The sequence below is a fragment of the Haloparvum alkalitolerans genome (genome assembly GCF_055381565.1).
The window spans coordinates 1,118,472-1,145,457 of record NZ_AP043938.1; the positions used below are offsets into that span (position 1 = coordinate 1,118,472).

A 26,986-nucleotide genomic window follows, 5' to 3' on the forward strand; every position below is an offset into this window, starting at 1 on the left:
ATCCCCGGTCAGCGGTCGAGCCAGACGTTGTTGTAGTCGCTGACGACCCGCGGGTTGTACTGCGACCGCGGGTGCGCGACGAAGTCCTGAACGTGGTCGCGGAGCCCGATGGAGACGCGCATGCTGTAGCCGGGCAGGTGGACGCGGTCCTCCAGCAGCGTCGGGATGATCGACTCGTAGAGCTCGCGCCGCTCGTCGATGTCGCTGGAGCGGCGGGCGGCGATAATGTCCTCCATCACCGCGTCGTTCTCGTAGTAGGTGCCGTTGGTGGCGCCGATCTGCTCCTCGTGGAACAGGTTGTAGACGTAGGAGTCGGGGTCGGGGCCGCCGAGCCAGCCGAGCGCGTAGAGGTTGTAGTCGTCCTCGCTGCCGGTGTCGTAGGTGTCGAGGAACGTCCCCCAGTCGAGCCGGCGGACCTCCGCGTCGTAGCCGGCCTCGTTCAGGCCGTTCGACACCGAGATGCCGATCTGCTCGCGCAGGTCGTCCGGCGGGACGATGATCCGGAAGCCGTAGTCCTCCTCGACGCCGGCGTCGGCGAGCAACTCGGCCGCGCGGTCGGCGTCGCGGTCGTGGGCGATGTCGGCCCACTCCTCGGTCGGGAGGTCCCACGACTCGGCGACCGGGAGCGGGACCGGCCCGTAGTTCCGGGCCCCGGCCGGTTCGATGAAGTTCTCGACGGCCTGATCGATCGAGGCGGCGTAGTCGATCGCCTCGCGGACCTGGGGGTCCGTCGTCGGGCCCTCGTTGCAGTTGAACGCGAGGTAGTAGTAGGAGATACCCGGCTCGGACTGGAGGCTCATGTTGTCGGCCTCCCGGACCGTCTCCCACGTCTGGGGCGTGATGCCGTCGGCCACGTCGGACTCGCCCGTCTCCAGCGAGACGACGCGCGTGGTGCTCTCCTCGACCGGTTCGAAGCGCAGGCGTTCGAGGTGCGGCGCGGGCTCCCCCCAGTAGTCGTCCCAGCGCTCGAGGTCGACGTACTCGCCCTCGCTCCAGTCGACGAACTCGAAGGGACCGGACCCGACGGGAGCGTCGAGGTTGAACGCCTCCGGGTCCTCCTCGCGGACCGCCTTCGGCACGACGTTGCGGGTCAGCGCCAGCGTGAAGAACGGCCCGTAGCCGTACTGGAGGTCGATCTGCACCGTCCGGTCGTCGACGACCTCGACCGTGTCGATCATGTCCACGTCGGGCTTGTTCGCGGTTTCCTCCTCGATGGGCGTGAGAAGCGAGTAACGCACGTCCTCCGCGGTCACGGGGTCGCCGTTCTGGAAGCGCGGTCCGTCGCGGAGTTGCACGATGTATCGCGTGCCGTCGCGCTCGACGGTCGGCTCCTCGCTGGCGAGGTGCGGGACCGGGTCGGTCCCCTCGTCGTAGGCGTACAGCGGCTCGAACACCTGTGAACAGACCTGCTGTGAGTAGATGTCGTTGACGACGAGCGGGTCGAACTCGATCGGCGACACCTGCTGGGAGTAGACCAACTCGCCGCCGTCCCGGGACGCCGCGGTCGACTCGGCGCCGGTCGCGGTGCCCTCCGCCGATCCCTCGCCGCCCGACGAGCCGCCGTCTCCGGCACAGCCGGCGAGTGTCGTCGCGGTCGCGCCCGCGGCCACACCGCCGAGCAGTCGTCGTCGCGAGTAGTTGAACTCGTGTGACATGGGTGGCGTTACGACTCCCGTTGTAAACGCCCGCGGTAAGTGGCAGAATCCGGTCCTGCACCCGGGTAGTGGTAACACTATCCTGTTCTGGCGCTCGACTCCGCGAACGCTTTTGTCGGCGACGGACCCTCCCCGATCCATGAGCGACTTCGACGCGGTCGTGGTCGGCGGCGGCATCGTCGGTTCCGCGGTCGCGTACCACCTCGCGGACGCAGGCGCGGACGCGCTGCTGGTCGACCGCCGCGATAAGGGGCGCGCGACGGACGCGGGAGCGGGTATCGTCTCGCCCGCCACGAGCAGTCGCACCGACTCGACGGCGTGGTTCGAGTTCGCGCTCGCCGCCGCGGACTACTACCCGGATCTGGCCGCGGAGCTCTCGGCGGCCGGCCACGACCACGGCTACTCCGAGACGTCGGTGGTCGTCGTCGCCGCGGACGAGGAGGAGCACGCAGAACTCGACGCCGTACGCGATCGGGCGGAGCGACGGACCGCTGAGTACGGCCGCCCCGAGCCGGGATCGGTGGCGTCGCTGGCGGGCGATGCGCTCCAGGAGGCGTTCCCGCCGGTCGCGGACGGCGCCCGGGCGCTCCGCTTCGCGAACGCGGGGCGAGTCGACGGTCGCCGCTTCGCGACCGCCCTCCGGGCGGTCGGCCGGGAACGCGGACTGACCGTTCGCGACGGCGAGGTGGGCCGGATCAGGACCAACGGGGCTTCCGTGACGGGCGTCACGCTGGCCGACGGCGAGCGGATCGACGCGTCGGACGTGGTGGTCGCGGGCGGGGCGTGGTCCGGCGCGTTCGCGTCGGATCTGGGGATCGAGGTCCCGATCGAGCCGCACCGCGGGCAGATCGCTCACCTCGACGTCTCGACGGCGCCGTCGCTGTCGGGGACCGACGACTGGCCGGTGGTCAAGGGGTTCCGCGGGCACTACATGGTGCCGTGGCCCGGCGAGCGGATCGCGGTCGGTGCGACCCGCGAGGAGGGTGCGGGGTTCGCGCCGCACGCGACGCTCGGCGGCATCGCGGAGGTGTCCCGGGAGGCGCTGCGCGTGGCCCCGGGGCTGGCGGAGGCGCGGCACGCGGAGACGAAAGTCGGCCTCCGGCCGGTCTCGGCCGACCGCCTTCCGGTGCTGGGACCGGTGCCGTCGGTCGAGGGAGCACACCTCGCGACCGGGCACGGCGCGACCGGGCTCCAGCTGGGTCCCTACAGCGGGAAACTCGTCGCGGACGCGGTGCTGGGCGAGGCGCCGACGGCGCTCGACGGGTTCGGGCCGGCGCGGTTCTGACTGCCCGTCCGGCCGGGCGGCCGGGCCGGTGGTGGCAGCGGCGTGTCGGGTTGCGAGCAGGCGGCGCGGTCGCTCCCGGAGCGGTGCGCCGCGCGACCGCCTCGTTCGCTCCGGGCGTGGCTCAGACCACGCGCGGGCTGGCTCGGTATGGGAGATAAGGAACGGGGCGGCGCCTTCCGGCTCCGGGCCCCTTTTGGTCGCGGCCCGTGACCCGCCGGTATGCAGCAGCCCATCGAGGCGGCCGACTTCCACGAGTTGGCGAAGCCCGCCGATCCGCGGCTCTCGCCGGACGGCGAGCGGGTCGCGTTCGTGCGCAGGCAGGCGGACGGGGACGAGGAGTACGCGGCGACGGTCCACGTCGCGGCGGTCGACGGCTCGGGCCACCGGCGGTTCTCGCTCGCGGAGGGAACCGACGCCGAACCGCGGTGGAGCCCCTCCGGCGACCGGATCGCGTTCACCGCCACGCGCGGCGCGGCCGACGACCGCCAGCAGCTCTGGATCCTGCCGGTCGACGGCGGCGAGGCCCGGCAGGTGACGGACGTGGTCGGCGGCGTCTCCGAGATCGCGTGGGGGCCCTCCGGCGACCGGATCGCGTTCGTCCAGTCGGTGACCGCGGAGGACCGCGAGGAGGGGCGGGATAAGTCGGTCCCCGAGGAGTACGAGCCGGAGGACCACCCCGACCCGCGCGTGGTCGACCGGACCGTCTACCGCTCGATGCAGTCGTACTTCGACGGGCGCCGCTCGCACGTCTACGTGGTCGACGTCGACGCGGCCGACCCCGACGCCCCGGCGAGTGGGGCAGGGACGGGGGGAGACGCGGACGCGGGGGAGGCGGTCACCCGGCTCACCGACGGCGACGCGGACTTCGGCGCGCCGGAGTGGGGCGACGCGGAGACGCTCTACTACACCGAGGAGATCGCGGAGGAGCGCGGCGCGGACCCCGACGACTCCGAGGAGATCGCGATCCACGCGCACGACTTCGCGGCGGACGCGGTCGAGCGCGTCCACGTCACGACCGGTTGGGGCACCGCGCTCGCGGCGACCGCGGACGGTCGCGTGGCGTTCCTCCGCACGGAGCCCGAACAGGCCTCGATCCAGCCGACCGACCTGCACGTCATCGACCGCGCGTCGGGCGCGGTGACGGACCTGACGGCGGGGATCGACCGGTCGGTGAGCTACGACGTGCCGCCGCAGTGGGGCCCCGACGCGGAGACGGTCTACTTCGCGACGCCGGACGAGGGGCAGACCGCGGTGTGGTCGGCACCCGGCGACGGGAGCGCGGACCCGGAGCGACTGGTCCGGCGCGGGGCGATCTCGGGCGGACACGTCGGTGGGAGCGACGGGGCGGGGCCGGACGAGGTTCTCGTCGCGCTCGCGCTCTCGGAGTGGGACCACCCCGGCGACGTGTTCGCGTACGACGCGGCGGCCGACGAGACGACCCGGCTGACGGAGCTGAACGCCGACTACCTCGAGGAGCGGCACGTCGGGGAGCCGGAGGAGCTGTGGTTCGAGTCCGCGGGCGGCGGCGTCGAGGTGCAGGGGTGGGTGCTGACCCCGCCCGGCTTCGACCCCGAGGCCGACGACCCCGGCCAGTTCCCGCTGGCGGTCGAGGTCCACGGCGGCCCGCACGCGATGTGGACGACTTCGGGAACGATGTGGCACGAGTTCCAGACGCTCGCGGCCCGGGGCTACGTCGTCTTCTGGTCGAACCCGCGCGGGTCGACCGGCTACGGCGCCGACTTCATGCAGGCCATCGAGCGCGACTGGGGCGAGGTGACGCTGACCGACGTGATGGCTGGCGTCGAGCAGGTCGCGGACCGCGACTACGTCGACGACTCGAACGCGTTCCTCACCGGCGGCTCCTTCGGCGGGTTCATGACCGGTTGGGCGGTCGGGCACACCGACTACTTCCGCGCGGCGGTCGCCCAGCGCGGCGTCTACGACCTCACCGGCTTCTACGGCTCGACCGACGGCGCGTACAAGCTGCTGGAGGGCGACTTCGACACGACCCCCTCCGAGGAGCCGGGCTGGCTCTGGGAGCAGTCGCCCACCGGCCACGCCCACGAGGTCGACACGCCGACCCTGCTGATCCACTCGGAGGACGACACGCGGACGCCGATCTGCACGGCGGAGCTGTACCACCGGATCCTCCGGAAGAACGGCGTGGAGACGCGGATGGTCCGGTACCCCCGCGAGGGGCACGAGCTCTCGCGGTCGGGCGAGCCGGGTCACATCGTCGACCGCATCGAGCGCATCGCTCGCTGGTTTGACGGCTACTCCGACCACCACGACGCGCCGCGCGCGCTCGACCGCGACGATAACGACGGCCTGACCGCCGGAGAAAACGAGGACGAGAAGGAGCAGGAGAACGACGACGACGAGGACGAGTCGTAACCGCTCCGACCACTTTTTGAGTCCGGTGCGGTGCTGTTGCGGTGCTGTGCGGTCGCGATGCTGTAGCGGTGCTGTGCTGTCGGCGCGCGCCGCGGCGACCGCTTTGCGTGTCGCCGCGACCGCGCGAGGGAGGTCGCGGGCCGGGCGCGATGCGGTGTCTCCGGCGCGCTACCGCACGCCGGAGGCCAGCGAGAGCTTGTCTCTCGCGCGGCGTTGCGGTTCCGCGCCCGGCCCGCGGCCGAGGCTGGGGAGGTGCGAGGTTGCTGTGCGGTCGCGGGGCGGTTGCGGTGCTGTGCGGGGTGGGACTGAAAGGGGCAGCCGGCTCGGTCCGGCCCCGGCGCCGCAAGCACCGCAGCGGGCTGTGCGGAGAGCGAGGAGCGCAGCGCGTGTCGCGGCCGGTCGAGCCGGCTGGGGCTTTCTGGATGTTGCTGTCCAGATCAGCAGAGTTTGCGACGGAAACATCGTACGGAGAGCCGGCTGGGGCTTTCTGGATGTTGCTGTCCAGATCAGCAGAGTTTGCGACGGAAACATCGTACGGAGAGCCGGCTGGGGCTTTCTGGATGTTGCTGTCCAGATCAGCAGAGTTTGCGACGGAAACATCGTACGGAGAGCCGGCTGGGGCTTTCTGGATGTTGCTGTCCAGATCAGCAGAGTTTGCGACGGAAACATCGTACGGAGAGCCGGCTGGGGCTTTCTGGATGTTGCTGTCCCGAGCAGCAGGATCAACAGCCGAAACAGAAACGGATCAGTCGCCGAACCTATCGCCCTCTACGTCCGCGTCGACTCGGAGCCGCCGCCCGCCTCCTCTTCCTCGGTGACCTCGACGCCCTCCGCGGCCGCCGCGTTGCCGAGGTCCTTCTCGGTCTCGACGTGCCAGCGGTCGACCTCCGACTCGTACTCCGCGAGGATGTCCGAGACCTCGGCTTTCAACTCGTCGTCGTTGACGTTCACCTCGAGCACGAACTCGTCGGCCTCCTCGCCGCGGCCGACCTGCTGGACGTTGGCGCTGATCAGGTCGTTGTCGAAGTAGTACGGCGCGAGCTGCGTCATCACCTTGCGGTAGACGGTGTCCTCGACCTTGCGGATCGCCTTGCGGCCCGCGGAGTCGGCCGCACGGGCGACGTGGCCGATCGACTCGTTCCAGCGGTCGAGCGCCTCGTCGCTGTCGCCCTCCTCGACCTTCTCGTACGACTCCGAGAGCTTCTCGCCGGCGGCCTGGAGGTCCTCACCGGCGCTCTTGCCGGCCTTCTCGCCTTCGCCCTCCGCGACGGAGGCCTGCTCGGCGGTCTTCTCCGAGACGTCCTCGTCGATGCGCTCGTGGGACTTCGGGCGCCACTCCTCCCACTCGTGGTAGGCGTCGCCTTCGGCGCCGGCCTCGCGCAGGGCCTGCGTGATGCGCTCGCCGTGCTCGACGACGTCGCCCCAGTCCCCGCGCACCTTGAACCCGGAGATGCTCTCTTCCATCGGCTTGTCGCCCGGCTATGCGTCGCTCAGGTATAAGTTTCCCCGCCGTCAGCCGGTCACACACCCCCGGAGTCGGTGGCAGAAACGCCTCGTCGTCGCCGAGCGCCACGCTGTGTCGCCCGGCCAGTCGGCCGGTCGGCCGCCGCGGCTCGGGCGCGTTACTCGTCCTCGGGAACCGGGTCGTTGCCCGGATCGGGGGACGGGGAGTGGGCGTCGCTGTGCATCGCACCGCGAACGAACGACAGCATCGCCGCCATCATGAGGAGCGTCGCGATAGTCGCCGCGACGGCGACGGCGAAGATGGGCTCGACCATGTCCGGTCATGCGCCATCGCGGACAATCAACGTATCGGCTTCGGTCGCCGCGTCCGTCCGCGCGCCGCGCGGTCGGCACGCGTGCGACTGCGTTCGCCCGGTCGGCGGCGGGCGGTCGCGGAACGGGGGTTTGGACAAACGGCCGTTTGAGCCTACAGAAGGCCTTTTCTCCGCGGGAGCCACCGAGCAGGCATGCACCGACGCACCATCCTGCGCGGCGCGGCCGCGGGCGTCGCGACGGCGCTCGCCGGCTGCGCCGAGAACTCGACGCCCGGCGACGATCCGACCGACTCGGAGGACGGGACGACCGAAGCCGGCGACGGTTCGGACGACGCGGACGGGGATTCCGGCGGCTCGGGCGGGGACTCCGACGGCGGCGACGGGACACCGACCGACGCCGACGCGCCCGCGCTGGTCGACGCCGCGCTGGAGCGGCGCGGCGACTGCTCGGAGCCCGGCACGGCTGCGACGGTCGCGTTCGCCGACGATGCCGTGACCGTTGACGGCTGTCTCGAGGCAGCGAACGGCTGTATCTACCCCGAGCTGGCGTCCGCGGGCTACGAGGACGACGCGTTCGTGGTCGCCGTCGAGGGCGTCGACGAGAGCGACCCGGACGAGGCGTGCACGCAGGCGATCGAGTACCGCGCCTACGAGGCGACCGCGAGCTTCGAGGGGGGCGTCCCCGCGACCGTCGAGGTCCGCCACGACGGCGAACTCGTGACGGAGGCGCGGTCCGAGTAGGTAGGCCACTTGGCTGGCCCGCCCGGTGCCGAGTCGGGCCGGAGCGGCCGGGGCTTATGCGTCTCCCGCCGTGAGGGTGTCCCATGGACGACGCCATCGCCGCGCTGACGACGCGGGAGAGCTGGCGCGCCGAGGGCGGCGCCGCTCGCGTGCACTACGCCGGCGCGACCGACGACGACCGATACGCGGTCGAGTACTACGCCGACGCCGAACGCGTGCTCTACTGGCGGGTGCCGTCCGACGGCGCGACCGCGGAGCCGGTGCCGCGCGCGACCGTCCCCGACCCGCTCAGGCGGCGCGTCCGCCGGGACCTCGAGGCCGCGAACGTGGACCCCGCGGTCGAGAAACGCAGCGTGTGAGGATCCGTCGGCAAACGGTTCCGCTTCGTTTCGGTTCGAAGGAAAGGTTCATTCATCGGTACGGGAAACCACGGCACGATGAGTAGTCCCGACTGGGAGAAGGACGACCCGTTCGAGGAGCAGCGGGACAAGATCGAGAACCCCATGAAGCGGCTGTTCCTCACCTACGGGCGCGACTACACGTTCCCCGTGAGCGTCGGGATCCTCGCGAGCGTCTTCGCCCGGCTCCTCGACCTCCTTCCGCCCCTGATGCTCGGCATCGCCATCGACGCGATCTTTCGCAACGAGGCCGCGTTCGACGAGCAGATCCCGCTCGTGCTCCTCCCGGACGCGTGGCTGCCGACCGGACAGACCGCCCAGTTCTGGTTCACCATCGCGGTGTTGGCCGGCGCGTTCGCGCTCGGGGCCGCGTTCCACTGGCTCCGGAACTGGGGGTTCAACGCGTTCGCACAGAACATCCAACACGACGTTCGGACGGACACGTACGACCAGATGCAGCGGCTCAACATGGACTTCTTCTCCGACAAGCAGACCGGGGAGATGATGTCCATCCTCTCGAACGACGTGAACCGCCTGGAGCGGTTCCTCAACGACGGGATGAACTCCCTGTTCCGGATGTCGGTGATGGTGCTCGGCATCGGCGTCCTGCTGGTGTGGATCAACTGGCAGCTCGCGCTCGTCGCGCTGTTGCCCGTCCCGATCATCGCCGTGTTCACGTACGCGTTCATCCGCATTATCCAGCCGAAGTACGCGGAGGTGCGCTCGACGGTCGGCAAGATGAACTCGCGGCTGGAGAACAACCTCGGCGGCATTCAGGTGATCAAGTCCTCGAACACCGAGGCGTACGAGTCCGACCGCGTCGACGACGTCTCCTTCGACTACTTCGACGCGAACTGGGACGCCATCGAGACGCGGATCAAGTTCTTCCCCGGCCTCCGCGTGCTCGCGGGTATCGGCTTCGTGCTCACGTTTATCGTCGGCGGGCTGTGGGTGTTCCAGGGGCCGCCCGGCCCGTTCTCGGGCGAGCTCTCCGAGGGGATGTTCGTCGTCTTCATCCTCTACACGCAGCGGTTCATCTGGCCGATGGCGCAGTTCGGACAGATCATCAACATGTACCAGCGCGCCCGCGCCTCCTCCGCGCGCATCTTCGGCCTGATGGACGAGCCCTCGAAGCTCGAACAGGACCGCAACGCCGCGGAACTGGAGGTCACCGAGGGCGAGGTCGAGTACGACGACGTCACCTTCGGCTACGGCGACGAGACGATCATCGAGGACGTGGACTTCACCGTCCCGGGCGGCGAGACGCTCGCGCTCGTCGGCCCCACCGGCGCCGGCAAGTCGACGGTCCTGAAGCTCCTGCTCCGGATGTACGACGTGGACGAGGGCGCGGTCCGCATCGACGGACAGGACGTCCGCGACGTGACCCTCCCCTCGCTCCGGCGCGCGGTCGGCTACGTGGGGCAGTCGTCGTACCTGTTCTACGGCACCGTCCGCGAGAACATCACCTACGGGAGCTTCGAGGCGGACCACGAGTCAGTCGTGGAGGCGGCCAAGGCCGCGGAGGCCCACGAGTTCATCCAGAACCTGCCGGACGGCTACGACACGATGGTCGGCGAGCGCGGCGTGAAGCTCTCCGGCGGCCAGCGCCAGCGCATCACCATCGCGCGCGCGGTGCTGAAGGACCCCGATATCCTCGTGCTCGACGAGGCGACCTCCGACGTGGACACGGAGACGGAGATGCTGATCCAGCGCTCGCTGGACCGGCTCACCGAGGACCGCACCACCTTCGCCATCGCCCACCGCCTCTCGACGATCAAGGACGCCGACACGATCCTCGTGTTGGAGGACGGCGAGATCGTCGAGCGCGGCACCCACGACGAGCTGATCGACGAGGACGGCCTCTACGCGCACCTCTGGGGCGTGCAGGCCGGCGAGATCGACCAGCTCCCCGAGGAGTTCATCGAGCGCGCCGCGAAGCGGACCGCCGAGGTCGACGCGGAGACGGACGACGACTGATACGCGACTGCCTCGAACGTCACTGTCGTCACTCTGTACGGCGCTTTTTTGGTTTTTGCTGTTGATCCTGCTACTCGGGACAGTACCGTCCAGAAAGCCCCAACCGGCTCTCCCGCATACAGAAACGGTTCTGTTGCAGATCGTGCTGCTTAGGACAGCAACGTCCAGAAAGCCCCAGCCGGCTCGACCGCGCCGGGCCTCGCTGCGCGCTCGCGCCTCTCCGCACAACCCGGCGCGAGTGCTTACGTCGGCCGGGCGGGATCGAGCCGGCTGCCCCTTTCAGTCCCGCCCCGCCCCGCCCCGCACCGCAACCGCAGCCTCGCACCTCCCCAGCCTCGCCGCGGCCGCGGTCGCGCGACCGCAACGCACCGCAGCGCGACCGCGGCCGCCGCCTCCCTCGCGCGCGTTTCTCGCGCGCGCCACCGCAGCGGTCCCCGGACCCGTCGTCACACCGAATTCCCGTTCGTTCCGTCGAGCGCTTCTCGACTGCCGCCTTTTAACTCGCCGGCCCGCGCAGGGCCGCTATGAACCTCGCGGACGCGACCTGGACCGACGCCCGCGACGCCGACGTCGGCGTGGCGTTTCTCCCGGTCGGCAGCACCGAACAGCACGGCCCGCACGCGCCGCTCGGGACGGACACGCTGAACGCCGTCTCCGTGGCGGAGGCGGCCGCGGACGCCTTCTCTTCGGATCAGGACCGCGGCGAGGCGCTCGTCGCCCCGCCGGTCGCGGTCGGCGTCGCCGAGGAACACCGCGCGTTCGACGGCACGCTGTGGGTCAGTCCGGACACCTTTCGCGCGTACGTGCGCGAGACCGCGGAGTCGCTGGTTCACCACGGCGTCGACCGCGTCGTGCTCGTCAACGGTCACGGCGGCAACGTCGAGGCGCTCGCCGAGGTCGCGCGGCGCTTCTCGCGCGACGACGGTCACCCCGGCTACGCGGTCGCGTTCACTTGGTTCGAGGCGGTCGGCGAGCACGGGAGCGACATGGGCCACGCCGGCCCGCTGGAGACCGCGCTCCTGCGCGCGACGCATCCCGACCTCGTGCGCGAGGAGCGCGTCGCGGACGCGGCCGCGGGCGGGTCTGACCGCTGGGGCGAGTGGGTCTCCGGGGTCAACCTCGCGCACGACAGCGACGAGTTCACGGCGAACGGCACGGTCGGCGACCCGCGCGAGGGGGACGCCGCGCGCGGCGAGGAGCTGTTGGACCTCGCGAGCGAGGCGCTCGCGGAGCTGGCGGCGGCGGTCGTCGAGCGGTCGTCGCGGAGCTGAAACGGGGGGCTGTCGTCAGTCGTCCGACTCGTCCTCGTCGTCGTCCTCGCCGGCAGCGTCGGCGGCGTCGGCGGCGTCCGCCAGCGACCCGCGGAGTTCGGGGACGGTCCCCGCGAGTTCGCCGACCGCGTCCGCGGCGTCCTCGATGTCGGCGATCAGCTCGGAGAGGTCGTCGATCTCGGCGCCGAGGTCGTCGGCGTCCTCGAAGGCGTCCGCGCGCTCGCCGAGGACGTAGCTCTTCTTGGCCTGTCGGACGTGCTCGGCCGCGTCGCCCACGTCGAGGGCGGACTTCAGGCCGTTGAGCACGCCGAGCGTGTTGTCCGCGTCGGTCTCCCACACCTCGTCCGCGCCGGGGAGCTCCGCGCGGGCCTCCGCGAGGTGGCCCTCCACCTCGTCGCGGACCTCCGCGGCCGCCTCGCCGAACAGGTCGTCGTCGTCGAACGTCGCCTGACTCATGCGTGGCACGTCGTACCGCGGGGGTTTAAAGCCGACCCCGAAATCGGAAGTAAAAACGGGCGGTAGGGGCCCGGATACGTGGGAGTCGGCCCGCGGGGCGTCCAGTTCCGCCTCGCTTCGCTCGCGGTCGGTGACCTCGGCTGCTCCGACCCGCGGTCCGGCCGAGGGTTCTGTCGTGGATCAGCCGCAGCGACCGGCCGGGAGCGGTCGAGGTATCGGCCGCGTGCTCTCGCCGGTACACGTAAACCCCGTCGCGTCGATACCCCGACCATGGCTGCGAAGGCGGAATTCCGGGACCGGCCGGACGTCGAGGTCGCGCTCCTCGACGCGCTGGTCGACCGCGGTGAGGAGGGCATGACGGTGTTCGAGCTCCGGGCCGCCGTCGACGCCGACATCGACCGGGTCGAGGAGGCGCTGAGCGCGCTGAAGGAGGACCGACTGATCACGGTCGAGCAGGGCGACTCACGGCTCCGGATCTACCCCCACGACCGCGTGGTGCCCGACCCCGACGCGAACGAGGACGACGGCCCCGGATTTTTCGAGTCGCTCCGCCGCAAACTCGGACTGTAACGCGGACTCTGCTGCTCAGCGCCATCCAGAAGGCCCCAGCCGGTTCGACCGCGCCGGGCTTCGCTGCGCTCCTCACCCTCAGGCCAGCGAGAGGCGTGTCGTCTCGTCCGCCGGAGAGGCGCGGACATCCCGCTGAGAACCCGCCGGTGGCGGGGGCTTTCTGGGTGATGGACGCAAACCCGGGAGCACGCTCGCTCGACGACCGGACACCTGCTGATCGACTCGCGGGACCCCGTCTCGCTATCGGTCGCGCGATCGCGCGTATCGCCGCACCTCGCCGCCCTCGTCGGTGCCGACGTGGACCTCGTCCGCGAGGCCGACGAACAGGCCGTGTTCGACGACGCCGGGAGTTCGGGCGAGCGTCGTCGCGAGGTCGTCGGGCGCCGAAATCGTGCCGAACTCGCAGTCGAGCACGAAGTTGCCGTTGTCGGTCACCACGGGGCCGTCCTTGCGCTCGGCGGTCCGAAGGGCCGGCTCGCCGCCCGCCGCCCGGACCGCGGTCGCGACGGTCGTCCGCGCGGCCGGGAGCACCTCCACCGGGACCGACCGGTCGAGCGCGTCGGTCACCTTCGAGGGGTCCGCGACGATCAGCAGGCGGTCGGCCGCGGCGTCGACCGACTTTTCGCGAGCGTGGGCCGCGCCGCCGCCCTTGATCAGCGCCGGGGCGTCGGCGGCGTTCGCGTCGTCATCGGCGCCGTCCGCATCATCCTCGCCGCCGGCGTTCTCGTCGTCACTGTCCGCACCGTCCTCGGCGCCCTCCCCGAACGCCACCTGATCGGCGCCGTCGATGGCGAGGTCGATGCCGGGCGCGTCCGGGCCAACCGCCTCGTCCAGGTCGAGCAGGGGGATTCCGCACTCGCGCGCCAGCTCGCGGGCCGCGAAGGAGGTCGGGACGCCCCGCACGTCGAGGCCGGCGTCGACCTGTCGGCCGATGGCGCGGATGGCGTGGGCCGCCGTCGAGCCGGTGCCGAGTCCGACCACGGTCCCGTCGCGCACCTGCTCAGCGGCCGACTCGCCCGCGCGGCGCTTCTGTGCCTCGGTGCCGCCGGTGGTCTTCATACGTCCGCGGACGGCGTCGGGGTTCAAAAAGGGCGGCGGGCGAGCGGCGGGCGGCGGGTGGTCCCCGCCGGCGGCGACTCAGCGCAGGCGGTCGAGGACGGCGTCGGGGTCGTACGCTAAGGAGAGTTCGCGGGACCGGCCGCGCCCCTCGACCTCGGCGTACTCGGCCTCGATGACGCCGAGCTGGTCGAGCTTGTTGATGATCTCGGAGTAACGCGTGTAGCCGAGGTCCGTCGCCTCGTGGAACGCCTCGTACACCTCGCCGGCGCGCTTCCCGTCGTGTTCCGCGAGCGTCTCCACGAGCGCGCGCTCGGAGTCGGAGAGCCCCCGCAGCGACCGCGAGAGGTGGACGAACTTCGACTTCTCGTAGGCGTCCTCGACGTCCTCCTCGGCGACCGTCCGGGAGGCGCGCATCTCCGCGTTGAGCCCCGCCCGGCGGAGCAGGTCGATCCCGACCCGGAGGTCGCCGCTCTCGCCGGTGAGCTCCGCGACGCGCTCCAGCTCGGGGCGGTCGATGACGCCCTCGTGGAAGCCGCGGTCGGCGCGCTCGCGGAGGATGTCGTAGATCTCGGTCGTGTCGTACACCGGGAAGTACACCTCCTCGGGCCGGAACACCGACTGCACGCGGGAGTCGAGTTCCTCGATCACGTCGAGCGAGAGGTCCGAGGAAACGACGATGACGCCGATGCGGGCGCCCGAGTGCGCCTCGTGGGCGCGGAGCAGGGAGTAGAGGGTGTCCGAGGCCTCGTTCTCGTAGAACAGGTAGTTCACGTCGTCGAGCGCCACCACGAGCACCTCGTCGTCCTCCACGAGGCGGTCGGTTATCTGCCCGAACAGCTTCTTGAAGGAGATGCCCGAGGAGGGGGGTTCGTAGTCGAAGACGCTCTCGAACAGGCGGGAGAAGACGGCGTAGCGCGTCGAGTCGACCTGGCAGTTGACGCGGACGGTTCGCACGTCGGTCTGGGCGCTCAACTCGCCGAACAGCTTCTGCACGGCGGTCGTCTTCCCAGTTCCGGGAGGCCCGCGGACCATCGTGTTGAGCGGCCGCGACCCGCGGACGGCCGGCCGGAGCGCGTACTTGAGGCTCTCCAGCTGGCTCTCGCGGTGTTTGAACGTCTCCGGGATGTAGTCGATCTCGAAGACGTGCTCGTCGCGGAAGACGGACTCGTCCCACGAGAGCATCCCGTCGTCGGGGTCGCCGGTCATCACCTACACCACGTCCGGCCGCGCACTTAACCGTTCCCCGGGCCCGGGGCGGAAGTAAAACTGGCCGATCGACGCCGCGAATCGCGCGAGGGAGGGAAGTCCGGTTTCACTATCACGCCGCTCGATTCGGCGGGAGTGGCGAGGGCACTCTTGCCCGTCCGCGACCGGCCGCCGTCGCGGGACCCGCCGCTACAGCACCGAGACGCCCCACGCGACCATCGAACTGACCATCAGGAACGCGAAGAACAGCGCGATGATCTGCTGTCTGTCCATGCGCCACCTACCGCCGAGGAGACGCATAACTCCTGTGTCGTGCCCCCGGCCGCGACCTTATACCCGAGCCAACGAGTCCGCGGTTCTTGTCTGTCACCTATTATCGTAATAGGTGTTTGAACCCCCTCAAGGGGATAGTAACCTTCATGTTCCCTCACGCTCGACCGGTGGATATGGCATCCAACGGGCTGTCGAGCGCGATGACGCTGTACGGGGCGCGAACGCTGACGCTCTCGCAGGCGGCCGCGCAGGCGGGCCTCTCGGAGGCGGAGTTCGTGGAGCAACTCGAACGGCACGGCATCGAGGTCGCCGAGTCCGAGCGCGCCCGCGCGCTGGGCGGCGACACCTCGCCCGCGAGCGCGGACTGAGCGTCGCTGACGCTCCCGATCGGGGTTTTGGGAGGACCGGATCGGTCGGAGCGCCGGTAGGCGGTTTTTCCTCTTTCGCGTCGGACAGCGACGGCGTCGGCGACCTACTCTTCGGCGTTCTCGGGGACGAGGTGGAGGTCGCCGGCGCGCGTTTTGAACGCCCGCACGGTGTCGGCGTCCTCGTCGACGAACTCGGGGTTCGCGACCGTCCGCGCCTCGTAGGTCTCGGGGTCGAGCACTTGGACCGCGTTCTCGTCTTCGACGGTCACGACGGTCGTCTCCTCGGCGTCCGCGTGCTCGCCCAGGCGGTCGGCCTCGGGCGCCTCGCCCTCGTCGAAGGCCGACTCGTAGGCCTCACCGGAGTCGAGCCGAACACCCTTCAGTCGTCCCGAGACGCCGGTGACGAGCACCGGGCCGTCGCCGTCGTCCGGGTCGACGATCTCGCCGGGCGCGAACCGCGGGAGCCGGACCGCGAACGTGACGCGGTACACCTCGTTTCCGTCGCCGTCCTCGGTGACGAGCGTGGGGTACGACTCGAAGGACCCGCCGAGCGCGTCGGTGATCCGGGAGGCGACGTTCTGGCCGATGCGGTTGGTCGAGACCTTGATGTTCGGCCCCTCGTCGGTCTCCTTGATCTCCGTGATGAACGCCTCGCGGTCGCCGTCGCCCTCCTGGTCGGCGACGTACGACTCCGCGATCTCGACGGCCTCGGCGCGCTCCTCGGGGGTGAGCTCGCGCTCGTCCGCGCGGATCTGCACGATCCCGGCGTAGTAGCCGCCGGCGATGCGCCCGCAGCGGTCGCAGGTGCCGCGCGAGATCTTCACCGGGACCGTCACGTCCGCCTCGCGGAGCTCGCCGCGGACGATCCCCGAGAAGTGGCAGTGCATCCGGATGTTGTTCTGGTCGACCTGCTCGGGTTCGACGCCCCACTCCACTTCGCGGGCCTTCAGGTGGACGCCGAGCGCCTCGGCGGTCTCCTCGACGGCCACGTCGGTGTAGTCGCGGGCGTCCACGTCGACCCACGTGTTGCCGCGGTGGACCGCGCCGCAGCCGGAACAGACCAGCACCTCCAGCCGGTCGGGGGCGTCGACAAGTTCGAAGTCGTCGAAGTAGCAGTCGTCACAGAGCTTCGCGTCCCGCTCGCGGGGCGCGCCGGGGAGCGGCTCCGCGCGCTCCGGAACGGCGTCGCCACAGCGGGGACAGAACTCGCGGGACTCGGTCATTGATCCCTCCGTACGCGCGTGAGGCGTTTAAGCGGACCGAACGCCCGGTCCGCGGTCCGTCGCCGCCGGCGCCTCCGGTCGCGACCGAACCGGTTCGGCGATCTCCGCGCCACCGGCAGGGAATGGCGGCGAGCGCGCCTTTAGGACCCGTGCGACCCATGCGGGAGACATGGCAGACGACAGCCAGCGGTTCGCGACGCGCAGCCTGCACGCCGGCGCCGAGCCCGACCCGACGACCGGGTCGCGGGCGACGCCCATCCACCAGACGACCTCCTACGCGTTCGACGACGCCGACCACGCGGCGCGGCTGTTCGCGCTGGAGGAGCCGGGCAACATCTACTCGCGGATCATGAACCCGACGAACAGCGTCTTAGAGGAGCGGATCGCCTCGCTCGAGGGCGGGGTCGGCGCGGTCGCGACGAGTTCGGGGATGGCCGCGCTCAACCTCGCGACGTTCCTCCTGGCCTCGGCGGGCGACAACATCGTCTCCGCGTCGTCGCTGTACGGCGGGACCTACACCTACCTCACCCACTCCGTCGAGCGCCGGGGGGTCACGACGCGGTTCGTCGACACGCTCGACGTCGAGGCGTACGCGGAGGCCATCGACGAGGACACCGCCTACGTCCACCTGGAGACGATCGGCAACCCCGCCCTCGTGACGCCGGACATCGAGGCGATCGCCGAGGTGGCCCACGAGCACGGCGCTCCCCTGCTCGTCGACAACACGTTCGCGACGCCCGCGCTCTGTCGCCCCCTCGAACACGGCGCGGACCTCGTCTGGGAGTCGACGACGAAGTGGATCACGGGCAACGGGACCACCATCGGCGGCGTGCTCGTCGACGGCGGCTCGTTCCCCTGGGCCGAACACGCCGACGACTACCCGGAGATCGCCGCGGAGAACCCGGCCTACCACGGCGTCAACTTCGCGGAGCGGTTCGGCGACGCCGCGTTCACCTACGCCGCGGTCGCCCGCGGTCTCCGCGACCTGGGGAACCAGCAGTCGCCGTTCGACGCGTGGCAGACGATCCAGGGGCTCAACACGCTTCCCCTGCGGATGGACCGCCACTGCGAGAACGCGGCGATCGTCGCGGAGTTCCTCGCGGACCACGAGGACGTCTCGTGGGTGAACTACCCCGGCCTCTCCGACCACGAGACCCACGAGGCGGCGAGCGAGTACCTCGAGGGCGGCTACGGCGGCATGATCACCTTCGGGCTGGAGGCGGGCTACGACGCCGCGAAGGCGACCGTCGAGCACGCGGAGCTCGCGTCGCTGCTGGCGAACGTCGGGGACGCGAAGACGCTGATCATCCACCCCGCCTCGACGACCCACCAGCAGCTCACCGACGCGGAGCTCGAGGCCGCGGGCGTCACCGACGACATGGTTCGGCTCTCGGTCGGGATCGAGGACCCGGAGGACATCCTCGCGGACCTCGACGCGGCCATCGCGGCGGCGACCGAGTAACTGCGCGACGGCGGAAGCGTGCGACAGCGGCGGAAGCGTGCGACAGCGGCGGAAGCGTGCGACAGCGGCGGAAGCGCTCGACGGCGGCGGAAGCGCTCGACGGCGGCGGCGAAACGGTTACACTACCGGCGCCCCACCTCTCACGCACATGACGAAAGTGAGCGTCGTCGGCGCCGCCGGCACGGTGGGAGCAGCGACCGCGTACAACCTCGCGCTCCGGGACGTGGCGGACGAGCTCGTGCTCGTGGACATCCCCGACCAGCGCGAGACGACGGTCGGGCAGGCCGCGGACGCGAACCACGGGGTCGCCTACGACTCGAACACGACCGTCCGGCAGGGCGAGTACGCGGACACCGCCGGCTCGGACGTGGTCGTGATCACGGCCGGCATCCCCCGCCAGCCGGGCCAGACCCGGATCGACCTCGCGGGCGACAACGCGCCGATCATGGAGGACATCGGCGCTCGCCTCGCCGAGTACAACGACGACTTCGTGACGGTGACGACCTCGAACCCCGTCGACCTGCTCAACCGCCACCTCTACGAGGCGGGCGACCGCGACCGCCACCAGGTCGTCGGGTTCGGCGGCCGCCTCGACTCCGCGCGCTTCCGCTACGTTCTCTCCGAGCGCTTCGACGCGCCCGTCAGGAACGTCGAGGCGACGATCCTCGGCGAGCACGGCGACGCGCAGGTGCCGATGTTCTCGAAGGTTCGCGTCGACGGTCGCGACCCGACGTTCGACGCGGACGAGCGCGAGGCGATCCTGGGCGACCTCCAGGAGTCCGCGATGGACGTCATCGAGCGCAAGGGCGCCACGCAGTGGGGGCCCGCGACCGGCGTCGCCCACACCGTGGAGGCGATCGTCCGCGACACCGGTGAGGTGCTCCCCTGCTCGGTGGTGCTCGACGGCGAGTACGGCTACGAGGACACCGCCTTCGGCGTGCCGGCGAAGCTCGGCGCGAACGGGATCGAGGAGGTCGTCGAGTGGGAGCTGGACGACTACGAGCGCGACCTGATGGACGACGCGGCCGAGAAGCTCTCCGAGCAGTACGACGAGATCGCGTAGACCGTTCGCCGTTCGCGGCTTTTCGTCTTGACCGCTCGCTGTACGCTGGTTTTTGAGTGATCGAGCGTGCTGCTTCGCTCGTCGGTAACGCTCAGAAAGCCCTCGGCCGCTCGCGGTCGCTGCGCGACATATCCGCGCCTCTCCACACAGCCCGGCGCGGATAGGGGTCGACGCAGCGACTCCCCTTCGGCGCGACCGGCCTCCCCCTTTCAGTCCGCCGCGAGACAAACCGCGTCTCGCGAGCCTCCGGCGTGCAGTAGCGCGCCGGAGACGCCAGGGCGGTTTCTGTCCGAGAAGTCGTCGCGGCCGGCTGTTCGGTGATTCGTCACACCGGCTGTCAGGCAAGCGTGGCCTCTCACCTCCCCAACCTCGGGCCGGGAGCGGCCGCGGGACCGCACAGCCCCGCACGGCATCGCGGCCGCGCCCGCCCCTCCCTCGCGCAGTCGCGGCGACACGCTCCGCGGTCGCCGCGGCGCGCGCCGGACGTGGGACAGCCGGGGGGGGGGGGGATTTTTCTCGAACAGGTCAGTCCGGACTGCCGAACAGGCTGGAGTGGACCGGCGCGTGGGGGTTCTCCTCCGTCGCGTCGGCCGGCTCGTCGGCTTCCGCGGCATCGGTCACGGACCGCCCCTCGACGCCCTCCTCGAGGAAGTCCGCGACCGGGGGACCGACGGACTCCGGCTCGACGAGGAACGCGTCGTGGCCGTGGTCCGAGTCGACCACGTGGTGCGCGACCGGGACCTCGGAGGCGCGGAAGGCGTCCGCGACCTCGGCGCTCTGGCCGACGGTGAAGTGCCAGTCGCCGGTGAAGGAGACCAGGAGGGCCTCGCCCTCGAAGGCGGCCAGCGCGTCCGCGTCGGAGCCGTACCCCGCCGCGAGGTCGTACTCGTCCATCGCTCTGGTGAGGTAGAGGTAGCTGTTCGCGTCGAAGCGCTCCACGAACCCCGCCGCGTTGTAGTCGAGGTACGACTCCAGTTCGCGGTAAGGGAAGAACGTCGCGGCCGGGTTCTCGGGGAGCCCCAGGCCGCCCTCCTCCCGCGAGAGGGAGTCCCGGCCCGCGGACCGCCGGCCGAACTTCCGCGCCATCGAGGCCTTCGAGAGGTACATCACGTGACCGATCTGTCTGGCGATGGCGAGGCCGTCGTCCGGGTCGGGCCGGTCGTCGCCGTAGTAGTCGCCGCCGTTCCAGGCGTCGTCCGCGCGGATGGCGCGGCGCGCGATGGCTTCCAGCGCGAGCGACTGCGGGTCGAGCCGGGCCGCGGCCGCCAGCGCCACCACATAGTCGGCGTCGTCCGGGTAGCGCTTGGCCCACTCCAAGGCGTTCATCCCGCCGACGCTCCCGCCGACGACCGCGTGCAGGCGGCCGACGCCGAGGTGGTCGAGCAGTTCCCGCTGCGCGCGCGCCCAGTCCTCGACCTGCACCGGCGGGAACCGCGCCCCCCACCGGTCGTGGTCCGGCTCGTCGTCGCCCAGGTCCAGGTCCGCGGGGCGCTCGCTGGCTGGGCCGGAGGAGCCGTAACAGGAGCCCGGGACGTTCGCACAGACCACGTAGTACTCGGTCGTGTCGATGGCCTTGCCCGGGCCGACCACGTCGTCCCACCACGCGCGGGCCTGTCCGGCCTTGCCGTCGCCGTCTTCGCTCGCGGTGCCGTTCGCAGCGTCCGCGTCCTCGTCCGCTCCGCGCCCGGCCGCGCTCGGCGTACGTGCGACGTTCTGCGACCCGGTGAGGGCGTGGCAGACCAACACTGCGTTGTCGCCGGTGAACTCGCCGTAGGTCTCGTAGGCGACCCGCAGGTTCGGCACCGACTGCCCGCAGGCGAACTCGAACTCGCCGAGCGCCGCGACGCCGCGATCCGCGTGCGGGGCGCTCATGTCTCCGGCCGTTCCTCCCCGGCCGCGAGCCCCGCGTCGAGGTCGGCGATCACGTCCTCGGGGTCCTCGATGCCCACGGAGAGCCGGAGCATGTCGGGGTAGACGCCGGCGGCGACCTGCTCCTCCTCGGTCATCTGCGCGTGGGTCGTGGAGGCGGGGTGGATGATCAGCGTCTTCGCGTCGCCGACGTTCGCGAGGAAGCTCGTCAGCTCGACCGACTCGCACAGCGTCTTGGCCGCTTCGTAGCCGGCGTCGACGCCGAAGGTGACCATGCCGCCGTAGCCCTCCAGGTACCGGCTCGCGTTCTCGTGGGTGGGGTGGTCCTCGAACCCGGGGTAGGTGACCCAGTCGACGCGGTCGTCCGAACGCAGGAACTCGGCGACTTCCCGGGCGTTCTCGCAGTGGCGGTCCATCCGCAGGGGGAGCGTGTTGAGCCCCTGGATCGTCTGCCACGCGTCGAACGGCGACTGCTGGCCGCCCGTGGGACGCACGCCGCGCTGCCGGGCGACGTTCGCGAAGGCGGCGTCGCCGAACTGCTCCGTGAAGTCGATGGGGAACGCGGGCGACTGGCCCGACAGCTCGTCGTAGTCGGCCTCGGGGTGGTCCCACGGGAAGGTCCCGCCGTCCACGACGACCCCGCCGACGGTCGTTCCGTTGCCCGTGATCCACTTGGTCGTCGACTCCCAGACGACGTCCGCGCCGTGCTCGACCGGCCGGCAGAGGTAGGGGGTCGCGAACGTGTTGTCGACCACCAGCGGGACCGCGTGGTCGTGGGCGATGTCGGCGAGGCGCTCGAAGTCCGGCGTGACGAGCGAGGGGTTGGCGATCGTCTCGACGTGGACGTAGGCGGTGTCCTCGTCGATCGCCGCCTCGTAGGCGTCGTAGTCGAGGGTGTCGACGAGCCGGGCCTCCACGCCGCGCCGGCTCGCGATCGAGGTGAGGTACGCCGAGGTGCCGCCGTACATCTCCGAGCTGGCGACCACGTTGTCGCCCGCGCGGGCGAGTACCGTCGTGATGGCGTCGATGGCCGCCATCCCGGACCCCGTCGCGACCGCGCCCGACCCGCCCTCCAGGTCCGTCAGCCGGTCCTCCAGCGCCCCCACGGTGGGGTTCGAGAGCCGCGAGTAGATGTGGCCGTCCGCGCGCAGCGCGTACATCTCCGCGGTCGTGTCCGCGTCCTCGAAGACGAACGACGTCGTCTGATGAATCGGCGTCGCTCGCGCGCCCGTGGACGGATCCGGATCGGTCCCGGCGTGGAGGCTCCGGGTCCTGAACCCTCTGGTCATGTGTAGTACGCATATATCTCCACACGTCTATAACCGTCAGTTACGGCAACGCCTGCCGCCCGCGGTGACGGAACGCGGTCGGCCGCGCCGGCTCGCCTCCGCCGAAGCGTGGGTTTATCCCCGGTGACGCGCCTACTGCCGCTCATGTCCGTCGCCGGTCCCCCGGTTCCCGAACTCGCCGCCGACGCGGCCGCCTGCGCGGATCGGCTCCGCGAGGCCGACCGCGTGCTGCTCGCCTCCCACATCGACGCGGACGGGATCACGAGCGCCGCGGTCGCCACGACCGCGCTCGCCCGGGCCGGGATCGACCACGAGGTCGTCTTCGAGAAGCAGCTCGACGAGGCCTCTATCGCGGGGATCGCCGCCCGCGACTACGACACCGTGCTGTTCACCGACTTCGGGTCGGGACAGCTCGACGTCATCGCCGCCCACGAGGCGGCCGGCGACTTCACCCCCGTCATCGCCGACCACCACCAGCCGGCCGACGCCGCGACCGAGTTCCACCTCAACCCGCTGCTGGTCGGCCTCGACGGCTCCTCGGAGTTGTCCGGCGCGGGCGCGAGCTACGTGCTCGCCCGCGCGCTCGAACCCGACGGCGGCGACAACCGCGACCTCGCCGCGCTCGCCGTCGTCGGCGCGGTCGGCGACATGCAGGACGGCGACGACGGCCTCACCGGCGCCAACGAAGGGATCGTCGCCGAGGCCGTCGAGGCCGGCGTGCTCGAGACGCGAACCGACCTCGCGCTGTACGGCCGCCAGACTCGCCCGCTCCCGAAGCTGCTGGAGTACGCCACCGACGCTGGGATCCCGGGGGTCTCCAACGACGAGGCGGGCGCTATCTCCTTCCTCTCCGGCCTCGACCTGCAGTTGAAGCAGGGGGGCGACTGGCGGCGGTGGGTGGACTTAGACGACGAGGAGCGGCGCACCCTCGTCTCCGCGCTGATGCAGCGCGCGGTCTCGTCGGGCGTCCCCGCCGACCGCGTCAACGACCTCGTCGGCACCTCCTACACGCTGGTCGCTGAGGAGCGCGGCACCGAGCTCCGCGACGTGAGCGAGTTCTCGACGCTGCTCAACGCCACCGCCCGCTACGAGCGGGGCGACGTGGGGCTTGCGGTGTGTCTGGGCGATCGCGACGACGCGCTCGCGGAGGCCCGGAGCCTCCTCCGGAACCACCGCCGGAACCTCTCCGAGGGGCTCCAGTGGGTGAAGACGGAGGGCGTCACGCACGAGGACCACCTCCAGTGGTTCGACGCCGGCACCCGCATCCGCGAGACGATCGTCGGCATCGTCGCCGGCATGGCCGTGGGGTCGCCGGCCGTCGATAGCTCCAAGCCCATCGTGGCGTTCGCGGAGAAGAACGACGAGGAGCTGAAGGTCTCCGCCCGCGGCTCCCACCGACTCGTTCGCCAGGGCCTCGACCTCTCGGCGGTGATGCGGGAGGCCAGCCGGTCCGTCGGCGGCGACGGCGGCGGCCACGACGTGGCCGCGGGCGCGACCATCCCGACCGGCGAGCGCCGCGGCTTCCTCACCGCCGCCGACGAGCTGGTGGGCGAGCAACTCGGCTGAGGACGACGGCCGGTCCGTCCCGCCGAAGACCGGGACCGAACCGTCGCCAGGGCCGGCGCGGCATGGGCTTATGTACGTCGCCCCCACAGGTGAGACCGAATGAGTGAACTCGTCTCGACGGGGGTCGACGGGCTGGACGCGATCCTCAACGGCGGCATCACGAAACGCTCGACGGTGCTCGTCTCCGGGAACCCGGGCACCGGAAAGAGCATCTTCGGAATACAGTATCTCCACGCGGGCGCGACCGAACACGACGAACGCGGCGTCTACGTCTCCTTCGAGGAGAACGCTTCGGACATCGAGGAAGCGGCCGCGTCCGTCGGGTTCGACGACTTCTCCGACCTCGTGGACGCGGGGGAGATCGTGATCCACGACAAACGCGAGATGCTCCGTGAGGAGGATTTCTCGGAGGCGGTCGACAAGCTGCTGGAGACGGTCGCGGACGGCTCCTTCGACCGCCTCGTCCTCGACTCGCTGTCGATGTTTCAGCTGTTCTTCGAGAGCGAACGCGAGCAACGGACCTCCCTGCTGAAGTTCTCGGACATCCTCAAGTCGAACGGCCTCACCTCGCTGCTGATAAACGAGCAGGGCGCCGTCTTCCCGGACACCGAAGTCGGGCTGGAGAACTTCCTCACGGACGGCAACATCTACTTCATTCAGACGCCCACCGACTCCGGGGTCAACCGATACGTCTGGGTGGCGAAGATGCGGAAACAGGCCATCGACACGGACATCTTCCCGATGGAGATCGGCGACGGGGGGATCACGGTCCACGACCGCGCCGGCGGCTTCTCGATGATGGGGCGGTCCGAGGATTCACTCTGACTCAGTCCGACTCCGAAGAGAGCTGCCGCCACACGTCGTCAAGCCGGTCTTTGACCGTGGTCCGTTCGGTCACCTCGACGGTCAGTCCGCTCCGGAAGTCCAGGTCGATCTCGTCGACGCATCGCCGATACACCTTCACACGCCGGCGGTCCTCCGAGAGCGTTCGGTCGTGAAGCTCCAGCAGTTCGGCCTCTTCCAACTCGTCGATGCGCCGGTAGCACGTCGCGATGGGGACGTCGAGCTGCTCGCTGAACTCCTTGGCGGACTTGGGCTCGCCGGCGGCGCTCAGAATCTCCGTGTTGTACTTGTTCCCGAGGATCGAGATCAGCTCCTCCCCCTCCATTCGTGAATATCTACTTTGATTCCCCTCGCCAAAAGTATACTGGATACCCCGATTCCCCGGCGAAATCGGCCGTCCGCCGATATCGGGGCTGATACTGCGGAGGCGGAGTCGGCCGCTCGACGGCCGCGGACGCTGCCCGCCGCTTTCGTTCCCGGTCCGCGTCCGCGAGGTCCCCCCGACGATGCGGCGTGTGACCCCGTGCCTCAGCGGAACTCGTTCGACGGGTTTAATAGAAACCCGGCGATACTGTTAGATCCGAAGAGATGAGGACCCCGTCCCTGCGGTCCGCCGTAAGACGGGATCTGATGTGAGCCAACGACGTTCGGTGTCACCCGCTTTCGCGTGTGACCCGAACACGGACCATGCAATGGTGCGAACCAGTCTAACTGGTTCAATCCGCCATACCCCCTTCACACCGGGAACCAGGTGTGAAGGAACCATTCCGGTTGATCCTGCCGGAGGCCATTGCTATCGGGGTCCGATTTAGCCATGCTAGTTGCACGAGTTCAGACTCGTGGCATATAGCTCCGTAACACGTGGCCAAACTACCCTTCGGAGGAAGATAACCTCGGGAAACTGAGGCTAATACTCCATACGCCGTCCCAACTGGAATGTGGGACGGACAGAAACGCTCCGGCGCCGAAGGATGTGGCTGCGGCCGATTAGGTAGACGGTGGGGTAACGGCCCACCGTGCCGATAATCGGTACGGGTTGTGAGAGCAAGAACCCGGAGACGGAATCTGAGACAAGATTCCGGGCCCTACGGGGCGCAGCAGGCGCGAAACCTTTACACTGCACGACAGTGCGATAAGGGGACCCCGAGTGCGTAGGCATAGAGCCTACGCTTTTGTACACCGTAGGGAGGTGTACGAATAAGAGCTGGGCAAGACCGGTGCCAGCCGCCGCGGTAATACCGGCAGCTCGAGTGATGGCCGATCTTATTGGGCCTAAAGCGTCCGTAGCTGGCTTTTCAAGTCCGTCGGGAAATCTCCCCGCTCAACGGGGAGGCGTCCGGCGGAAACTGAAGAGCTTGGGACCGGAAGGCGTGACGGGTACGTCCGGGGTAGGAGTGAAATCCTGTAATCCTGGACGGACCGCCGATGGGGAAACCACGTCACGAGGACGGATCCGACAGTGAGGGACGAAAGCTAGGGTCTCGAACCGGATTAGATACCCGGGTAGTCCTAGCCGTAAACGATGCCTGTTAGGTGTGACTCCCACTACGAGTGGGTGTTGTGCCGTAGGGAAGCCGCTAAACAGGCCGCCTGGGAAGTACGTCCGCAAGGATGAAACTTAAAGGAATTGGCGGGGGAGCACTACAACCGGAGGAGCCTGCGGTTTAATTGGACTCAACGCCGGACATCTCACCAGCATCGACTGTAGTAATGACGATCAGGTTGATGACCTTATCCGAGCTTCAGAGAGGAGGTGCATGGCCGCCGTCAGCTCGTACCGTGAGGCGTCCTGTTAAGTCAGGCAACGAGCGAGACCCGCATCCTTACTTGCCAGCAACATCGCGAGATGGTTGGGGACAGTAGGGAGACCGCCGCTGCTAAAGCGGAGGAAGGAACGGGCAACGGTAGGTCAGTATGCCCCGAATGTGCTGGGCAACACGCGGGCTACAATGGCCGAGACAGAGGGTTCCAACCCCGAGAGGGGACGGTAATCTCAGAAACTCGGTCGTAGTTCGGATTGTGGACTGAAACTCGTCCACATGAAGCTGGATTCGGTAGTAATCGCGTGTCAGAAGCGCGCGGTGAATACGTCCCTGCTCCTTGCACACACCGCCCGTCAAAGCACCCGAGTGAGGTCCGGATGAGGCTCCCGAGAGGGAGTCGAATCTGGGCTTCGCAAGGGGGCTTAAGTCGTAACAAGGTAGCCGTAGGGGAATCTGCGGCTGGATCACCTCCTACTG

General features: G+C 69.8%; 22 protein-coding genes and 1 rRNA gene. 13 read left to right on the forward strand and 10 right to left on the reverse strand.

The window, feature by feature from the left end:
• Positions 1–8: 8 nt before the first annotated feature.
• Complete coding sequence (locus tag ACZ432_RS07980; RefSeq protein WP_426964689.1) at positions 9–1,655, reverse strand: ABC transporter substrate-binding protein; 1,647 nt, start codon at positions 1,653–1,655, stop codon at positions 9–11.
• 139 nt (positions 1,656–1,794) lie between these two features.
• Here ACZ432_RS07980 and ACZ432_RS07985 point away from each other — a divergent pair, with 139 nt between their 5' ends.
• Together ACZ432_RS07985 and ACZ432_RS07990 are read left to right on the forward strand one after the other, a co-directional pair.
• Positions 1,795–2,940, forward strand: coding sequence for an NAD(P)/FAD-dependent oxidoreductase (locus ACZ432_RS07985; RefSeq protein WP_426964688.1), 1,146 nt, complete (start codon positions 1,795–1,797; stop codon positions 2,938–2,940).
• Between the two features lie 219 nt (positions 2,941–3,159).
• Positions 3,160–5,334: a S9 family peptidase gene (locus ACZ432_RS07990; protein WP_426964687.1), complete on the forward strand. Its 2,175-nt coding sequence runs from the start codon at positions 3,160–3,162 to the stop codon at positions 5,332–5,334.
• A 768-nt stretch (positions 5,335–6,102) separates the two neighbouring features.
• On the opposite strand, the gene ACZ432_RS07995 is transcribed toward ACZ432_RS07990, so the two are convergent.
• Together ACZ432_RS07995 and ACZ432_RS08000 are read right to left on the reverse strand one after the other, a co-directional pair.
• Positions 6,103–6,798 (reverse strand): DUF5828 family protein, encoded by a 696-nt coding sequence (locus tag ACZ432_RS07995; RefSeq protein ID WP_426964686.1) that lies wholly within the window; start codon positions 6,796–6,798, stop codon positions 6,103–6,105.
• A gap of 158 nt (positions 6,799–6,956) precedes the next feature.
• A complete protein-coding gene (locus ACZ432_RS08000; RefSeq protein WP_426964685.1) occupies positions 6,957–7,112 on the reverse strand; it encodes a hypothetical protein in 156 nt (51 codons plus the stop codon).
• Between the two features lie 192 nt (positions 7,113–7,304).
• On the opposite strand from ACZ432_RS08000, the gene ACZ432_RS08005 reads away from it, so the two are divergent.
• The 4 genes from ACZ432_RS08005 (at position 7,305) to ACZ432_RS08020 (ending at position 11,499) form a co-directional block, all read left to right on the forward strand.
• Positions 7,305–7,853 carry a hypothetical protein gene (locus ACZ432_RS08005; protein ID WP_426964684.1) on the forward strand — a complete coding sequence of 183 codons (549 nt, stop codon included), beginning with the start codon at positions 7,305–7,307 and terminating at the stop codon, positions 7,851–7,853.
• A gap of 83 nt (positions 7,854–7,936) precedes the next feature.
• On the forward strand, positions 7,937–8,212 hold the full coding sequence (locus tag ACZ432_RS08010; protein ID WP_426964683.1) for a DUF7538 family protein: 276 nt from the start codon (positions 7,937–7,939) through the stop codon (positions 8,210–8,212).
• A gap of 78 nt (positions 8,213–8,290) precedes the next feature.
• Positions 8,291–10,228 (forward strand): ABC transporter ATP-binding protein, encoded by a 1,938-nt coding sequence (locus ACZ432_RS08015; RefSeq protein ID WP_426964682.1) that lies wholly within the window; start codon positions 8,291–8,293, stop codon positions 10,226–10,228.
• A gap of 524 nt (positions 10,229–10,752) precedes the next feature.
• Positions 10,753–11,499 carry a creatininase family protein gene (locus ACZ432_RS08020; RefSeq protein WP_426964681.1) on the forward strand — a complete coding sequence of 249 codons (747 nt, stop codon included), beginning with the start codon at positions 10,753–10,755 and terminating at the stop codon, positions 11,497–11,499.
• A gap of 15 nt (positions 11,500–11,514) precedes the next feature.
• On the opposite strand, the gene ACZ432_RS08025 is transcribed toward ACZ432_RS08020, so the two are convergent.
• Positions 11,515–11,955: a DUF5790 family protein gene (locus tag ACZ432_RS08025; protein ID WP_426964680.1), complete on the reverse strand. Its 441-nt coding sequence runs from the start codon at positions 11,953–11,955 to the stop codon at positions 11,515–11,517.
• A 270-nt stretch (positions 11,956–12,225) separates the two neighbouring features.
• On the opposite strand from ACZ432_RS08025, the gene ACZ432_RS08030 reads away from it, so the two are divergent.
• Entirely contained in the window at positions 12,226–12,525 is a 300-nt protein-coding gene (locus ACZ432_RS08030) for a DUF6432 family protein (RefSeq protein WP_426964679.1), read from the forward strand.
• Between the two features lie 240 nt (positions 12,526–12,765).
• Here ACZ432_RS08030 and rpiA read toward each other — a convergent pair whose 3' ends face one another.
• Both rpiA and ACZ432_RS08040 read right to left on the reverse strand, forming a co-directional pair.
• Positions 12,766–13,584, reverse strand: coding sequence for a ribose 5-phosphate isomerase A (rpiA, locus tag ACZ432_RS08035; RefSeq protein ID WP_426964678.1), 819 nt, complete (start codon positions 13,582–13,584; stop codon positions 12,766–12,768).
• A gap of 78 nt (positions 13,585–13,662) precedes the next feature.
• Positions 13,663–14,790, reverse strand: coding sequence for an ORC1-type DNA replication protein (locus ACZ432_RS08040; RefSeq protein WP_426964677.1), 1,128 nt, complete (start codon positions 14,788–14,790; stop codon positions 13,663–13,665).
• A 446-nt stretch (positions 14,791–15,236) separates the two neighbouring features.
• Between ACZ432_RS08040 and ACZ432_RS08045 the strand changes: the two genes are divergently transcribed.
• Positions 15,237–15,431, forward strand: coding sequence for a UPF0175 family protein (locus tag ACZ432_RS08045; protein ID WP_426964676.1), 195 nt, complete (start codon positions 15,237–15,239; stop codon positions 15,429–15,431).
• Positions 15,432–15,535: 104 nt separating this feature from the next.
• On the opposite strand, the gene ACZ432_RS08050 is transcribed toward ACZ432_RS08045, so the two are convergent.
• Positions 15,536–16,654, reverse strand: coding sequence for a 60S ribosomal export protein NMD3 (locus tag ACZ432_RS08050; RefSeq protein WP_426964675.1), 1,119 nt, complete (start codon positions 16,652–16,654; stop codon positions 15,536–15,538).
• A 169-nt stretch (positions 16,655–16,823) separates the two neighbouring features.
• Here ACZ432_RS08050 and ACZ432_RS08055 point away from each other — a divergent pair, with 169 nt between their 5' ends.
• Positions 16,824–18,116, forward strand: coding sequence for an O-acetylhomoserine aminocarboxypropyltransferase/cysteine synthase family protein (locus tag ACZ432_RS08055; RefSeq protein ID WP_426964674.1), 1,293 nt, complete (start codon positions 16,824–16,826; stop codon positions 18,114–18,116).
• 148 nt (positions 18,117–18,264) lie between these two features.
• Positions 18,265–19,179 carry a malate dehydrogenase gene (gene mdh / locus ACZ432_RS08060; RefSeq protein WP_426964673.1) on the forward strand — a complete coding sequence of 305 codons (915 nt, stop codon included), beginning with the start codon at positions 18,265–18,267 and terminating at the stop codon, positions 19,177–19,179.
• Positions 19,180–19,704: 525 nt separating this feature from the next.
• On the opposite strand, the gene metX is transcribed toward mdh, so the two are convergent.
• Both metX and ACZ432_RS08070 read right to left on the reverse strand, forming a co-directional pair.
• Positions 19,705–21,051 carry a homoserine O-acetyltransferase MetX gene (gene metX, locus ACZ432_RS08065; protein WP_426964672.1) on the reverse strand — a complete coding sequence of 449 codons (1,347 nt, stop codon included), beginning with the start codon at positions 21,049–21,051 and terminating at the stop codon, positions 19,705–19,707.
• Entirely contained in the window at positions 21,048–22,337 is a 1,290-nt protein-coding gene (locus tag ACZ432_RS08070; RefSeq protein ID WP_426964671.1) for an O-acetylhomoserine aminocarboxypropyltransferase/cysteine synthase family protein, read from the reverse strand. The genes metX and ACZ432_RS08070 overlap by 4 nt, the downstream gene beginning before the upstream one ends.
• A 144-nt stretch (positions 22,338–22,481) precedes the next feature.
• Here ACZ432_RS08070 and ACZ432_RS08075 point away from each other — a divergent pair, with 144 nt between their 5' ends.
• Positions 22,482–23,903, forward strand: coding sequence for a DHH family phosphoesterase (locus ACZ432_RS08075; RefSeq protein WP_426964670.1), 1,422 nt, complete (start codon positions 22,482–22,484; stop codon positions 23,901–23,903).
• 99 nt (positions 23,904–24,002) lie between these two features.
• Positions 24,003–24,728: an RAD55 family ATPase gene (locus tag ACZ432_RS08080; protein WP_426964669.1), complete on the forward strand. Its 726-nt coding sequence runs from the start codon at positions 24,003–24,005 to the stop codon at positions 24,726–24,728.
• Position 24,729: 1 nt separating this feature from the next.
• Here ACZ432_RS08080 and ACZ432_RS08085 read toward each other — a convergent pair whose 3' ends face one another.
• Positions 24,730–25,071 carry a helix-turn-helix domain-containing protein gene (locus ACZ432_RS08085; protein ID WP_426964668.1) on the reverse strand — a complete coding sequence of 114 codons (342 nt, stop codon included), beginning with the start codon at positions 25,069–25,071 and terminating at the stop codon, positions 24,730–24,732.
• A 439-nt stretch (positions 25,072–25,510) separates the two neighbouring features.
• Between ACZ432_RS08085 and ACZ432_RS08090 the strand changes: the two genes are divergently transcribed.
• Positions 25,511–26,982 (forward strand): 16S ribosomal RNA (locus ACZ432_RS08090).
• Positions 26,983–26,986: the final 4 nt, after the last annotated feature.